Here is a 13,959-nt window from a genome sequence, read left to right as displayed (position 1 = left end):
CTTCTAGATAATCCAGTTTGAAAGCGCCCAGTCACAATCACCAGCCAATAGTTCTACCGCTGGGGATTAGATTCCTGAGCGGTCATCGTTTTGCGTCTAGCTGCGCTAAAGCGTCGGCGGGGCTGACTCGGTGCAGCATTCGGCCATTGGGCAGGCGAAGGTTTGGGCCTTGCTTGCAGGCTTTCATGCAGCCAGTTTCCTTGATAGCAACGTGGGCCAAAGCTGGATCGCGATCCACGGCCTCTTGCAGGGCGCTGTGGACTTGACGCGCCCCCTGCTTGTAGCATTTGCCCTTAGTGCAAATCTCGATGCACATGCGTTTTTGCGAGGTTCGAGTCAGCTCTGGGACAGGGGCAAGGTCGCCCCACTGCTGTTGCAGTATCTCCGCCTCGCACTTGGGCAGAGGCAAAACATTAATTGCCCGCCAGCGATCGTCTTCGGGATAGGCCCAGACCTGCACGAAGTCACCCGGTGCTAACTCACGCATCAGCATGGGACGCAAATATTTGGGCAGCTTAACAGTGAATTTGGCCTCACCGGCTTGCAGCAGCAGCCCCTTGATCTTGCCTTTGTCGGAGCGATAGACCCCACTGTATTGACCCTTGAGCACTTGGCCAGTGGGAACAGTACCAGCCTCTAGGGTGGCGGGCTCGTGGCGGCTCATGTCAAGCTCCTTTGCTGCCAGCAGCGCTTCAGGTGGTCGGCGAGGCATAGCTTGGGCTGGATAGCAGCCTGCACCACGCTCCAAACCAGCAAAGCATCGGCAGGGGTATGGATGGCGACGGTAAGCGGGCGATCGCTACCACAGGCGCACACTAGGTTCAGCTCTTGCAGGCGGCGGTAGACGTTCCAGCGGGTTACCCGGTCTAAATCAACCACGGTTTGAGCGGGGGCAGTATTTTGCAGGTCTTGCCCTGACCCTAAATAATCTGACTCTAAAACGTGCATATTAACTCGACTGAATCTCCATAGTGTTGACCGCCAATGGTCTGAACTTATTGAAACTAACTCTGAGCTAAACGCTAAGGTATGGGGCTCAGCCGAGGCTTAAAAAAGCTGAAACCCTTTCCTAGAAAGCATTAGGGCATTTTTCTAAAAATTACTGAACGCGATATCCTGGGGACTCGGTTGCTGTTGCTATTGACTATCGTTGTTACTAAGATACCCAAGCCCTGGGATTAATGCAACAGATTTTCAATAAGGGCGTTTTATTCGCAGCAAGGCCCATGCATCGGCGATAGGATTCGGCAGACTGACTTGGCCGCATCGCTTTACAGGTGGGGGATTGGCCTGTTTAGGGCGATCGCTCACCCAGCTCGCCGCCTCATCCTGCGCTATTCTGATGCGTCGTGCTGAGGATCCAAAATCGGAAAAGTTAGTACGGCCTTATGCCTTATGCCGCCATTATGGCTACGATGATGAGTCTAGCGATCGCGCCCACCCTACGGGCCGACTTTGGTCTGGTGCGATCGGCCTGCGGTCCCCACACCTTATAGATATAGAAATCCCCAGATCTTCTCTTGTTCGAAAAGGGCTGGGGATGAAGATGAATGCGGCAAAAGCGGAGGCAGTCTCGTCGCTCTGCTAGCGCTTCAGAGCAGGAATTGCGATCGCATGCATCTCTTGCTTTACCTGGCTGTGCCACCCACGTAGACCAAGGCGACGTGAAAGGTACTCAACTGCTGATAGGCGTAAGCCAAAGAAGCTAATGCGGCGCTGCCACATAAACACTTTCTCCATTAGCTTAAACCGCTTGAGATCTAGAGAGCTAACAGTCAATCTGGGCAGTTCGCTGAGCTTATAACCTCTATCGATAAGCAAGTCTGAAATGTTAGCTTCTGCTACTTGTATTTCCCAGGGCGAGAGATGCGATCGCCATAGACCACTAAACTTTGGATCTGGCAAAGTGAAGTAGCTTCCTGCTTTACTAAATTTCAGCATTTCAGCATCATAGTCAACACCTAGAAACTGACAAATCTCTGTCAGTGTACCTACCGTGTCGTTGACCATATCCTCATAGGTAATTTCTAGATACTGTCCCTCGGGAAGACGCTGAGCCAACCGCTCCCAAGCCTGCTCTGCCTCACGCCATTTCTCAGCGGCGAACCAAGGATTTTCAAAGAGATGCATCTCCTTCATCCAGGAATAGGCGACATCTCGCCCATCTCGCACCATGTGAATAAAACGTGCATCTGGCCAAAGCTTTAAAAGCCGAATGAAATCAAAATGGCTGATTGCACCCACTGCCTGCTTATTGCTGCAATCCTTCTGTTGGCAAAGAAAATCGTTTACCAATTCATAGAAGTCTAAATCAGGGTCGATAGTGAAGTCGCAACAAGATTGAAAAATGAAATCAGATTCTAGCCACTGGCGGTACGTTGCCACATCAGGCATATCGCCATCATCAGACACCAGTTCAGTGATGTAACCCACTTCATCAACACAAGATAACTGAGGGTGGTGATCCAGCATGAGGCGTAGGTGGGTAGAACCAGACCGCCCTGAGCAACAAATAAAGAAGGGAGATTTTACGAGAGGGCGCTGAGTGCTGAGCCCTCGGGTTAACGTATCAACAGCCGAAGTCGCAGTAAGGCGGGGCGATGCACCTTGCTTCACCATGTCTATGAATCCTAAGTTGGGGGCAAAACTTAATAGCAATGGCGACAGATAACCTATGCAAAAGAAGGTCAAAGGTTATCTAAAGGTAAACTTATACTTAAGTTATGGTAGGTAAGATTAACTAGAGGTTAATTAAAGTTTTGATAAACTTCAATGAAATTTCCATAAAGCTAATGGCACAGTGAGTTGCTTTTTTCCGTCATCTACCTTTGGGAATAGGTACTAGAAGAACGCAAAATCAAGGGTCAGGTGCCTTAGAGCGCTGCCAAAAAACTCTCAGGCTCTGACAGAATAACCATCGAGCGAAATATTGACATTTGGCAAGAATTTGTGTACGGGTCTAATCTCGTTAGACAGGCCTATAGAAAGCTTAGATAGAGGAAAAGCTTATTAACTGCTTAGGAAGGAAGCGGTGAGGAAGCAGAGACAGACTTTTGAGAAGGTTAAGGAAGCAGGGAACTCCGCTCAATGGCATGTCAGCCTTGTGAGGCGATCGCCCTATGTTCTTCGCCACAACATTAAAAGCAACAAAATGAGGCTGGCATTTCTCAGTAGTCGAACAAACCATGGTCTTTTCACAGCATTTTTCTGACCAAAGGAAGCGATAACCAGATCAATCGATCTAATCAACACAGCCTGCAGGAGAATGTGATCTTTGAAACTGCTGCCATTCAATAGATAGAGTGCACAATTTGCCAGCCCTTTAAATCTCATAAAGATTACGGCAGGGTAGTTACACTTTAAACTGATTCAGCCAGTATATGCGAGCAAAAATAAGGCCTGATTAAGCTTAGCTTTGTTGCTGATTACTCATCGCAGCAATATGCTTGAATATTGATTTAGAGGTTCTATCCCTACATAGCAAGAATCTGAGTTTATCCTTAAATATCCTTCTTCAAAAGAGATTCTGGGGTTGAATACACTCTTTCAAGGGGCTGTGAATCAAGTTGCGACAGGTCCCTTTGCAAACAGCCTTTCAACTTGGCAAAAATCAGGCTGCTAGCATAGACACAAGCGACTCTGGCTCACCCAAGACAATTCACTGGCGAGCACAATATATCTTTTCCTATAGATGTGCTCGATTTAGCAGAAATTCTTGGCGGTTAAAAAGCCCTAGCTTTTGTGATATTTCGCAAACTTCTTAAGACATTGATCTGATTATTTTCTTAAGGGACTAGTCAATACCCCATGGCTCATCGCAGAATAGCTAGGCACGGTCCATAGCTATGTCTGTTTGAGTTCCTTCCTGTTGCTCGATAAATCAATGACCCTATCTCAACCGCCCCAAGCTCAAGGTCTTTACCATCCACAGTACGAACACGATGCCTGTGGCGTTGGCTTCATCGTCCACATGAAGGGCGCTCAGTCGCACACTATTGTGCAGCAGGGGCTGACGATTTTGGTCAATCTGGCCCACCGAGGTGCGGTGGGGGCTGAGGCCAACACCGGCGACGGGGCAGGTATTTTGCTGCAAATGCCCCACAAATTTATGGCAAAGGTAGCAGCAGAAGCGGGCATTACCCTACCAGGGCCAGGGCATTATGGTGTCGGCTTTTTCTTTTCGTCACCCACCCCGGCAGACCGCGAACAAGGTCGTCGCATCTTTGAGCGAATTGCCGCAGAAGAAGGGCAGCAGGTGTTGGGCTGGCGCGATGTGCCCACCGACAACGCTTCCCTAGGCGATACGGCCAAGGCCAGCGAGCCGTTTATGCAGCAGGTGTTCATTCAGCGATCGCCCGATCTGGCCGACGACCAAGCCTTTGAACGCAAGCTCTATATCATTCGCAAGCGCACCCACTCGGCCATTCACCCCACCGACCCCTACTGGTATGCCACTAGCCTGTCCTGCCGTACGGTGGTTTACAAGGGCATGTTGACGCCAGAACAGGTGGGGCTCTACTTCCCCGACCTGGCCGATGAGGCGATGGAAAGCGCCCTGGCCCTGGTGCACTCGCGCTTTAGCACCAACACCTTCCCCAGTTGGGAGCGGGCTCACCCCTACCGTTATGTGGCCCACAACGGCGAAATCAACACCCTGCGCGGCAACATCAACTGGATGTATGCTCGCCAGTCGATGTTTGAGTCAGAGCTGTTTGGCGGCGATCTCGATCGCGCCAAGCCACTGATCAATAAAGAAGGCAGCGACTCTGGCATCTTCGACAATACGTTGGAACTCATGACCCTGGCGGGCCGCTCGCTGCCCCACGCCATGATGATGATGGTGCCCGAACCCTGGACGGCCCACGAGTCGATGAGCGCTGAGAAAAAAGCCTTTTACGAATACCACGCCTGCCTGATGGAGCCCTGGGATGGCCCGGCTGCGATCGCCTTCACCGACGGCACCATGATGGGTGCGGTGCTCGATCGCAACGGCTTGCGCCCTTCCCGCTACACCGTCACCAAGGACGATCTGGTGATCATGGCCTCGGAAGCCGGGGTATTACCCATCGAGCCCGAGCGCGTCGCCTACAAGGGTCGCCTAGAGCCGGGCCGCATGTTCCTGGTGAATATGGACGAGGGCCGCATTGTCTCCGACGAAGAGATCAAGCACCAGATCGCCGCCGAGCAACCTTACCGGGAATGGCTCGATCAGCACCTAGTGAAACTGGGCGATCTGCCAGAGTCCACAGACCCCGCAGGGTTAAACGGCAATGGCACTAACCCCGTAGGGGCGCAGCATGCTGCGCCCCTACCCACCCCTGCACCCCTATCGATCGCCCAAACTGCCTTTGGCTACACCTTCGAGGAGCTGCGCCTGCTGCTCAAGCCCATGGCCGAGAGCGGTGTCGAAGCCGTCGGTGCCATGGGTACCGACACGCCACTGCCCGTACTGTCGAATAAGCCTCGGCTGCTGTACGACTACTTTCACCAGCTGTTTGCGCAGGTGACCAACCCGCCCATCGACTCCATCCGCGAGGCGATCATCACCTCGGCAGACACCACCATCGGCAGCGAACGCAATTTGCTCAAGCCTGAGCCGGAGAGCTGTCGGCTGATCAACCTCAAAACGCCGATCATTACCAATGCGGAGCTGGCCAAGCTGAAGAATGCTGAGGCTAGCGGATTTCCTTCGACGACGCTGCCGATTGTGTTTACGGCGGCTGATGGTGAAGCGGGGCTAGAAGCGGCGCTGAATGGGATCTTTGCGGCGGCGGATGAGGCGATCGCCAACGGCACCAGTCTCATTATTTTGAGCGATCGCACTATTGACGCCGACCATGCCCCCATTCCCGCGCTGCTGGCCGTTGCTGGCCTGCACCACCACCTGATTCGCAATGGCAGCCGCACCCGCGTCGGCCTCGTCCTCGAGTCGGGCGAACCGCGCGAAGTGCACCACTTTGCCACCCTGATCGGCTACGGCTGTGGGGCCATCAACCCCTACCTAGTGTTCGACACCATTGAGGGCATGATTGCCGACCAGCTTCTCCCCCCCATGGATCTGGAGAAAGCCTGCCAGAACTTCATCAAGGCCGTCACCAAGGGCGTGATCAAAATCGCCTCCAAGATCGGCATTTCCACCATCCAGAGCTATCGCGGCGCGCAGATCTTTGAGGCCCTGGGCCTGAACCAAACCGTCATCGACCAATACTTCACCTGGACGGCTTCGCGCATTCAGGGCATCGGGCTAGACATGCTGGCCGAGGAAGCTATCAAGCGGCACTGCCACGCCTTCCCCGATCGCCCCACCGACCGTGTCACCCTTGATGTAGGCGGCGACTACCAGTGGCGCAAAGAAGGCGAAGCTCATTTGCTCAGCCCTGAGGTGATCCACACCTTGCAAAAAGCGGTGAGAACTGGTGACTACGATGCCTACAAGCGCTACGCCGCCCTGGTAAACGCGCAAGACAAGCAGATGTTTCGCCTGCGCGATCTGCTGCAATTCAAGCAGCGCGAGCCGATTCCCCTCGACGAGGTAGAACCGGTAGAGGCCATCACCCGGCGGTTTAAGACCGGAGCGATGAGCTACGGGTCGATCTCCAAGGAGGCCCACGAGGCGCTGGCGATCGCCATGAACCGCATCGGTGGCAAGTCCAACACGGGCGAAGGCGGCGAAGACCCCGATCGCTACACCTGGACCAACGAAAAAGGCGACTCCAAAAACAGCGCCATCAAGCAGGTGGCCTCTGGTCGCTTCGGCGTCACCAGTCTCTATCTGTCCCAGGCCCAAGAGATCCAGATCAAAATGGCCCAGGGCGCGAAACCAGGCGAAGGTGGGCAGCTACCGGGCCGCAAGGTCTATCCCTGGATTGCTAAGGTGCGCCACTCGACCCCCGGCGTCGGCCTAATTTCGCCTCCGCCCCACCACGACATCTACTCCATTGAGGATCTGGCCGAGCTGATCCACGACCTCAAAAACGCCAACCGTGAGGCCAGAGTCAACGTCAAACTGGTGTCTGAGGTGGGCGTTGGCACCATCGCCGCCGGGGTGGCCAAGGCCCACGCCGATGTCATTCTCATCGCTGGGTTTGATGGCGGTACTGGGGCCTCACCTCAAACCTCAATCAAGCACGCCGGTCTACCCTGGGAGCTGGGCCTAGCGGAAACCCACCAAACCCTGGTGATGAACAACTTGCGCAGTCGGGTGATCGTCGAAACCGACGGCCAAATGAAAACCGGCCGCGATGTGGTCGTTGCGGCTCTGCTGGGGGCCGAAGAATTTGGCTTTGCCACTGCACCCCTGGTCTCCCTGGGCTGCATCATGATGCGGGTCTGTCACCTGAATACCTGCCCCGTAGGCGTCGCCACCCAAGATCCTGAGCTGCGCAAGCACTTCATGGGTGACCCCGACCATGTGGTCAACTTCATGCAGTTCATTGCCCAAGACATGCGCGAGATTATGGCCGAGTTGGGTTTCCGCACCCTCAACGAGATGGTGGGCCGCACCGATGTGCTAGAGCCAAAGGCGGCCGTTGAGCACTGGAAGGCCAAGGGCCTCGACCTCTCCCCCATGCTGCACCAGCCGGAGGTGGGGCCAGAGGTGGGCCGCTACTGCCAGATGGCCCAAGACCACGGTTTAGAAAAATCCCTCGATATGACCAAGCTGCTGGATCTATGTGCCCCCGCCATTGAGCGCGGCGAGAAAGTTACCGCCAGTCTCCCCATTCAGAACATCAACCGGGTGGTAGGGACCATTCTCGGCAACGAAATCACCAAGCGCCATTGGGAAGGGCTGCCCGAAGACACCGTGCACCTGCACTTCCAGGGCAGCGCCGGGCAGAGTTTTGGGGCCTTTGTGCCCAAGGGCGTCACGCTCGAACTCGAAGGCGAAGCCAACGACTATCTGGGCAAGGGCCTCAGCGGTGGCAAGCTGATTGTCTACCCACCTAAGCAGTCGACCTTCGTGCCCGCTGAAAACATCATCACTGGCAACGTCGCTTTCTACGGAGCTACCAGCGGTGAAGCCTACATTCGCGGCCTGGCGGGCGAGCGCTTCTGCGTGCGCAACTCTGGGGTAACGGCGGTGGTAGAAGGGGTTGGCGACCACGCCTGCGAATATATGACCGGCGGCAAGGCGATCGTGCTGGGGTTAACTGGGCGCAACTTTGCGGCAGGCATGAGCGGCGGCATCGCCTACGTGCTGGATGAGGCGGGTGACTTTGCCACCCGCTGCAACACCGAAATGGTGGATCTGGAGCAGCTCACCGACCCCGAAGAAATTCGCGATCTGCAAGAGCTGATCCAGCGCCATGTCGATTACACCCAGAGCAAGCGGGGGCTGAGTCTGCTAGAAGATTGGGATAGTGCGATCGCCAAGTTTGTGAAGGTGATGCCCCGCGATTACAAGCGCGTGCTGCAACACATCCAAAAGGCCCTGGCCGATGGGCTGACCGGCGATGATGCCCTCACCGCCGCCTTTGAAGAAAACGCCCGCGACGTCGCCCGCATCGGCGGCAGTTAGACCAACCGTAGGGTGCATTCGCGCCAGCAATGCACCGCGCGCGAAACCTCGGATTATGGTGCATTGCTTCGCGAATGCACCTTACACACCTGCCCTAGGCAAAGTACATTTCCCCCATCAACACGCTTTTCAGGATAAACACCATGGGAAAACCGACTGGCTTTATGGAATATCTGCGGGAAGTGGCGCAAGAAGTCGCCCCTGCCGATCGCATTCGCAACTGGGACGAGTTCCACCTCCACATGCCGGAGGAAAACCTCCGCACCCAGGGCGCGCGCTGCATGGATTGCGGCACCCCCTTCTGCCACACGGGCATGACCATTAGCGGCATGGCCAGCGGTTGCCCCGTCAACAACCTGATTCCTGAATGGAACGACCTGGTCTATCGCGGCCTGTGGGAAGAAGCCCTGGAGCGACTGCACAAGACCAACAACTTCCCCGAGTTTACCGGGCGCGTTTGCCCCGCCCCCTGCGAGGGTTCTTGCGTGCTAGGCATCACCAACCCCCCGGTGACAATCAAAAATATTGAGTATTCCATTGCCGAAAAGGGCTGGGAATCGGGCTGGATTACCCCCACGCCACCGCAGCAGCGCACGGGCAAGAAAGTCGCGGTGATTGGCTCTGGCCCCGCTGGACTGGCCGCTGCCGCCCAGCTCAACTCGGCAGGCCACTGGGTGACCGTGTACGAACGGGCCGATCGCCCCGGCGGCCTGCTTATGTATGGCATTCCTAACATGAAGCTCGATAAGCAGCAGGTGGTGCAACGCCGCTTAGATGTGCTGGAAGCCGAAGGTGTGACCTTTGTTTGCAACACTGAAGTCGGCAAAGACATTTCAGCTGAAAATCTGCTCAATGAGTTCGACTCTGTAGTGCTCTGCACTGGCTCCACTAAGCCCCGTGACCTGCCCATCGAAGGGCGCGAGCTGAAGGGCATTCACTTTGCGATGGAGTTTCTCACCGCCAATACGCGATCGCTGCTGGATGGCTACCCCGGCAACGACTACATCTCGGCGGCGGGCAAGGATGTGGTAATTATCGGCGGCGGCGACACGGGCACCGACTGCGTGGGCACATCCATTCGCCACGGGTGCAACAGCGTCACCCAGGTGGAAATTATGCCCCAGCCGCCCGAAACCCGCTCGGCGGGCAACCCCTGGCCCGAGTGGCCCAAGGTCTACAAGATGGACTACGGTCAGGAGGAAGCCGCCGCTATGTTTGGCGACGACCCCCGTGCCTACCTGACTACAGCCACCAAGTTTGAGGGCGATGAGCAGGGCAACGTGAAAGCTGTCCACACGGTGCAGATTCAGTGGGGCAAGGACGAAAACGGGCGGTTTGTGCCGCAGAACGTGCCCGGCACCGAGAAGGTTGTTCCCGCCCATCTGGTGCTGCTGGCCATGGGTTTCCTTGGTCCGGAGCAGCCGCTGATCGATGCTTTGGGCCTAGAAAAGGATGGCCGCAGCAATGTGAAGGCTGAGCATGAGCAGTACACCACTTCAATTCCGGGCGTGTTTGCGGCTGGGGATTGTCGTCGGGGCCAGAGCCTAGTGGTGTGGGCGATCAATGAAGGGCGTGGGGCGGCGCGGGAGTGCGATCGCTACCTGATGGGCACCACTGAGCTGCCCTAGCCCACTAACTCGAAGTCGAATCTATTGTCCAGCTCAACCCTTCAGACCCGTAAGCACGACTTATGAGCCTGGAGGGTTGAGTTTTTGTGGCTTGCCTACAAAAAATCCGCTGTTTCAATCAACGGATTCATTCTGTAGTGGCGGGTGAGGTTACCAGAGGTTGCAATGGTTGTAGCGAGAGACTGATACGGGCGATCGCAAGGTTGGATAAATGTTTAACCAAGGCTAAATAAACTTTTAGCCATCTAAATATATTGAGTAACCCTCTGCTAAGTAGCAATGATAGTTTGAGTAAATGACAGACGGTGATCGCCGCTCAACTCATACCGTTATGTATAAAGAAAACACTTTCTTTCAGGGAATTCACTAGTTCAGTTTTACCAGTCAGCAAAAAATTGAGCGAATCACAACCTTAAATAGAACATTTGAACCTCCGAGCAAAAATCTTTTAGGTTGTTGGAGTGGAGCAAAATTTAGGGAAAGCTAGTAGTGCCTACCAGACGATAGGTAGCTATACGCGGTTTCTACCCTCAAATCTAAAGCGAATTTATTATGCCGTCCAACCAGCTTAATTCACTTATTCAAAAAGAGGTCAGTCGCCTCGCCAAGGATTACAAAGTTGACTCTGAATTACTTCTGGAATTTGCTCAATTCGTTATTGAAAATCATAAGAAGAAAGATAAAGCAGATAAGAAAATCAAGCCTTTGCCAATGGCTGAACTTAAAAAGGCTGTTTATAACTATTTTGAGGTTAAAAATACAAATGAGCTGAAGAAATCTAGTTCATTCAAAATGGCCACAGATGGCATGGAGCAAATGAACCTAGGCTTGAAAGATTCTTGGGAAGTTTTATATCGGAAGTTTATCGGCGTTCTTCCTGGAGAAGATCAGGAAGAGGGCTACGGCTGCATCAATGGGATTGATATTTTCAAGTACTTCTTACCTTGGCGAGTATTTGACCTCGATCCAAAGTCGGCTTCAAAAGAAGATATCAAAAAGGCTTATCACACTTTAAGTAGAACGTATCATCCAGACGGCTCGGGCACGGACGACACGAAAGTTTTTGACCGCATCAACACCATGTACCAGAGCATTGGTGCGGAGGCTTAAAAATGGCAAAGGACACCTCGAATTTCACCATCAAGGAGAAAGATCTAGCAGATGCCTTAGGGATTTCTGTTAGTAAGTTAGATAAAATCATAGTCTTCTTTGAGTCTGATCCTAATGACGAGTGGGATTTAAGAGAGAACGATCACTACATCTACTTAAACAAGAAGCTCAAAGAACGGATCTTTGCAGAGCATGGAGCCTTTGCGATCGCAAAGTACATGGACTCAGTAGAGCCAAAAAGCCTCTGGGAAAACCTGGTTGAGTTTATAACGAGACATAAAGAAAAACTCCGGAATGCTTTTGTTCGCCGCAAAATCCATGAAAACTGTAGTTCTCTAAGTCCTAGAAACAACAGATACTTTTTGTCTAAGAAGGATGTAGTTAACATCTTCTGCACAAGCTATGCCCGGCTTAACCGAGCTTTTGATTCAATTCAACGCTCTGAAAGGCCACTTGTTAAATTTGAAGATTTCGACGATTTCGATGGAGTTAGATATTACTCTTTATCTGGTTTTGATCGTTTAAGCCGGGAACTAGCTCAGTCATTGACTATAAAAGACCGTAGAGAATGGTGTAAAGCCGTCGAGGTAGTAGGGAAGAAGACGCTTAATTTAATCATTGACACCGAGACAGCTCGGCAAAAAGAGATTACTAAAGCCAAAGCGGCTGCCAAAAAGCGAGATAAAGAAACTTGCCAAATTACTCGCAGTAAATATGGTAAGTCTCATAAGTTTAATCTCGCTGCTCACCATATTTACTCCGACAGAGACTATCCAGACTTAGCCGCTTGCATAGATAACCTTATAACCCTTAATGAGGAGGTTCATAAGGAGTTTCATAGCTGGAACGGTGGCACTCAGAAAAGCTGTACGGCCGATGAGATGATCAACTTCCTTATGGAGCGATATCCTGACGCTGAAGAAGCCTTGCTAAAGCTTTACAAGGTCAAAACCTTGTTTGGTCAGCACAGTCCAAAATCTGCATTAGGTTATAAGTCTTTTCCACCTGCGGCCTAACAGTAACATAGGCTTTACGCCCTACTTCACTAGCAACATGGCAAGCGATTAGGATGCGGGTTGTAGGAAACTGCGATCGCTACCTCATGAGCACCAATTAACTGTTCTAGGCTCACCAGTTTTGAAACCGGGTTTCGACTAAGCTTTAATAGCTAAATTAGCTTTGAAGTTTAGAGCAAGAAACCCGGTTTTCCTGTCTAGTGCGCCTAAAATGCTTCTGCCTAGTTTTCAAAATCCAGCTTTGCTTCGGCAAGCGCTCACCCACAGCAGCTACGCCAACGAACACCCCAACGAAGGCCCCGATTACGATCGCCTAGAGTTTTTGGGCGACGGCATTCTTGAAGTTGTGGTGCGCGACTTAATCTTTGCCCGCTATCCTCACCTGGCAGTGGGAGAAATGTCGCAGCGGTGCGATCGCCTCGTCGATGAGCCTTCCCTCGCAGAGATAGCAGTGCAGCTAGGCATTCCCAACCAAATGCGCCTAGGGGCTGGAGCCCAGCACGAGCGCCACAATCCCAGCGTTCAGGCCGACATATTTGAAGCGGTGATTGGCGCTTACCGCTTAGACGCTGACATTGCCGCCGCCTATAGCTATGTTGAGGCGCTCATGAGCCCCCTGATCGATCGCGCCCTAGACCGTCAGGCCACCGACCCCGTGACCGAGCTGCAAGAATATGTACAGGCCCACATGGGTGGTACATTGCCCAGCTACCTAGAAAAAGAGCGGCTTGGCCCAGACCACGCCAAAGTGTTTACCCTAGAAGTTTGGGCGGGCGGAACAAGCTATGGCATCGGCCAAGGCCGCAGCATCAAAGAAGCACGTAAAAACGCCGCGATCGCAGCACTGAGGATTTTAAAGCCATGAATGCAGCAATTTTGGGCTGTGGATACGTGGGCAAAGCAGTGGCCCAGCTTTGGGGCAGTCAAGGCGTCAAGGTCACCGCTACCACTACCAACCCCGACCGGATTGAGGAGTTACGTTCCATAGCAGCGGCTGTGCAGGTAGTGCAGGGGTCAGATGCAGGCGGCATTGTCACTCTCCTACAAGATCAAGACACACTGCTCATCTGCGTAGGGGCCGGTCGCCAGGCCAACTACGAAGAAGTCTACTTAAAGACTGCTCGAACGGTTGTGGGCGCTCTCGATCGCGCTCCCAACCTGAAGCAAATTATTTTCACCAGCAGCTATTCCGTGTATGGCAACTACGACGGGGCTTGGGTAAGAGAAGACGACCCAGTTAAACCCGCCACCGATAATGCTCGTATCATGGCCGAGACCGAGCAAACGCTGCTAGGAGCGGCTACACCCGATCGCCAAGTCTGCATCTTCCGCCTCGGCGGCATCTACGGCCCCGGACGAGAGCTGGTCAAAATCTACAGCCGCGCCGCTGGCACAACCCGCCCCGGCTCCGGCCACGAAGGCAGCAACTGGATTCATTTAGACGACATCGTAGGGGCGATCGCCCATGCCCAAACCCACTCCCTCAGCGGCCTCTACAACCTGGTGCAAGACGAGATTCCCACCGTGCGCGAGCTGATCGATCGCGTCTGCCAAGCCAACAACCTAGACCCCGTACAGTGGGATCCATCACAACCCAGTGCTCGACCCTACAACGTGCGCGTGTCGAATCAAAAGCTCAAAGCAGCAGGCTACACCTTTCGCCACAGCACCTTTGAAGGCATTTAGG

Annotated in this window: 9 protein-coding genes; 6 read left to right on the top strand and 3 right to left on the bottom strand. The window is 53.5% G+C overall.

Translation table 11 applies throughout. The features are described 5' to 3' along the window. Positions 1-82: 82 nt before the first annotated feature. From NC979_RS12450 to NC979_RS12440, 3 genes are all read right to left on the bottom strand, one after another. A complete protein-coding gene (locus NC979_RS12450; protein WP_190521777.1) occupies positions 83-712 on the bottom strand; it encodes a (2Fe-2S) ferredoxin domain-containing protein in 630 nt (209 codons plus the stop codon). Next, on the bottom strand, positions 661-948 hold the full coding sequence (locus NC979_RS12445; RefSeq protein WP_190521775.1) for an Asr1405/Asl0597 family protein: 288 nt from the start codon (positions 946-948) through the stop codon (positions 661-663). Before NC979_RS12445 ends, NC979_RS12450 begins: the two co-directional genes overlap by 52 nt. Positions 949-1,584: 636 nt before the next feature. Continuing rightward, entirely contained in the window at positions 1,585-2,619 is a 1,035-nt protein-coding gene (locus NC979_RS12440; RefSeq protein WP_255524859.1) for a sulfotransferase family protein, read from the bottom strand. A gap of 1,264 nt (positions 2,620-3,883) precedes the next feature. Between NC979_RS12440 and gltB the strand changes: the two genes are divergently transcribed. The 6 genes from gltB (at position 3,884) to NC979_RS12410 (ending at position 13,958) form a co-directional block, all read left to right on the top strand. Next, positions 3,884-8,518, top strand: a complete 4,635-nt coding sequence (gene gltB, locus NC979_RS12435) for a glutamate synthase large subunit (protein ID WP_190521770.1) — start codon at positions 3,884-3,886, stop codon at positions 8,516-8,518. 143 nt (positions 8,519-8,661) lie between these two features. Continuing rightward, positions 8,662-10,146, top strand: a complete 1,485-nt coding sequence (gltD, locus tag NC979_RS12430) for a glutamate synthase small subunit (protein ID WP_190521768.1) — start codon at positions 8,662-8,664, stop codon at positions 10,144-10,146. 552 nt (positions 10,147-10,698) lie between these two features. Next, on the top strand, positions 10,699-11,256 hold the full coding sequence (locus NC979_RS12425; RefSeq protein WP_190521766.1) for a J domain-containing protein: 558 nt from the start codon (positions 10,699-10,701) through the stop codon (positions 11,254-11,256). 2 nt (positions 11,257-11,258) lie between these two features. Next, entirely contained in the window at positions 11,259-12,272 is a 1,014-nt protein-coding gene (locus tag NC979_RS12420; RefSeq protein WP_190521764.1) for a hypothetical protein, read from the top strand. A gap of 211 nt (positions 12,273-12,483) precedes the next feature. Further along, on the top strand, positions 12,484-13,137 hold the full coding sequence (gene rnc / locus NC979_RS12415; RefSeq protein ID WP_190521762.1) for a ribonuclease III: 654 nt from the start codon (positions 12,484-12,486) through the stop codon (positions 13,135-13,137). Beyond that, entirely contained in the window at positions 13,134-13,958 is an 825-nt protein-coding gene (locus tag NC979_RS12410) for an SDR family oxidoreductase (RefSeq protein WP_190521760.1), read from the top strand. Before rnc ends, NC979_RS12410 begins: the two co-directional genes overlap by 4 nt. Position 13,959: the final 1 nt, after the last annotated feature.

The organism is Leptolyngbya subtilissima AS-A7 (assembly GCF_039962255.1).
Taxonomy (GTDB): domain Bacteria; phylum Cyanobacteriota; class Cyanobacteriia; order Phormidesmidales; family Phormidesmidaceae; genus Nodosilinea.
This window is presented reverse-complemented; position numbering and strand designations above follow the sequence as displayed.

What these genes read in the sequence shown, in the direction of transcription:
- NC979_RS12440 (WP_255524859.1), bottom strand. Translation starts at nt 2,619, where the DNA reads ATGGTGAAGCAAGGTGCATCGCCCCGCCTTACTGCGACTTCGGCTGTT.
- NC979_RS12410 (WP_190521760.1), top strand. Translation starts at nt 13,134, where the DNA reads ATGAATGCAGCAATTTTGGGCTGTGGATACGTGGGCAAAGCAGTGGCC.
- gltD (WP_190521768.1), top strand. Translation starts at nt 8,662, where the DNA reads ATGGGAAAACCGACTGGCTTTATGGAATATCTGCGGGAAGTGGCGCAA.
- NC979_RS12420 (WP_190521764.1), top strand. Translation starts at nt 11,259, where the DNA reads ATGGCAAAGGACACCTCGAATTTCACCATCAAGGAGAAAGATCTAGCA.
- NC979_RS12450 (WP_190521777.1), bottom strand. Translation starts at nt 712, where the DNA reads ATGCCTCGCCGACCACCTGAAGCGCTGCTGGCAGCAAAGGAGCTTGAC.
- NC979_RS12425 (WP_190521766.1), top strand. Translation starts at nt 10,699, where the DNA reads ATGCCGTCCAACCAGCTTAATTCACTTATTCAAAAAGAGGTCAGTCGC.
- gltB (WP_190521770.1), top strand. Translation starts at nt 3,884, where the DNA reads ATGACCCTATCTCAACCGCCCCAAGCTCAAGGTCTTTACCATCCACAG.
- rnc (WP_190521762.1), top strand. Translation starts at nt 12,484, where the DNA reads ATGCTTCTGCCTAGTTTTCAAAATCCAGCTTTGCTTCGGCAAGCGCTC.
- NC979_RS12445 (WP_190521775.1), bottom strand. Translation starts at nt 948, where the DNA reads ATGCACGTTTTAGAGTCAGATTATTTAGGGTCAGGGCAAGACCTGCAA.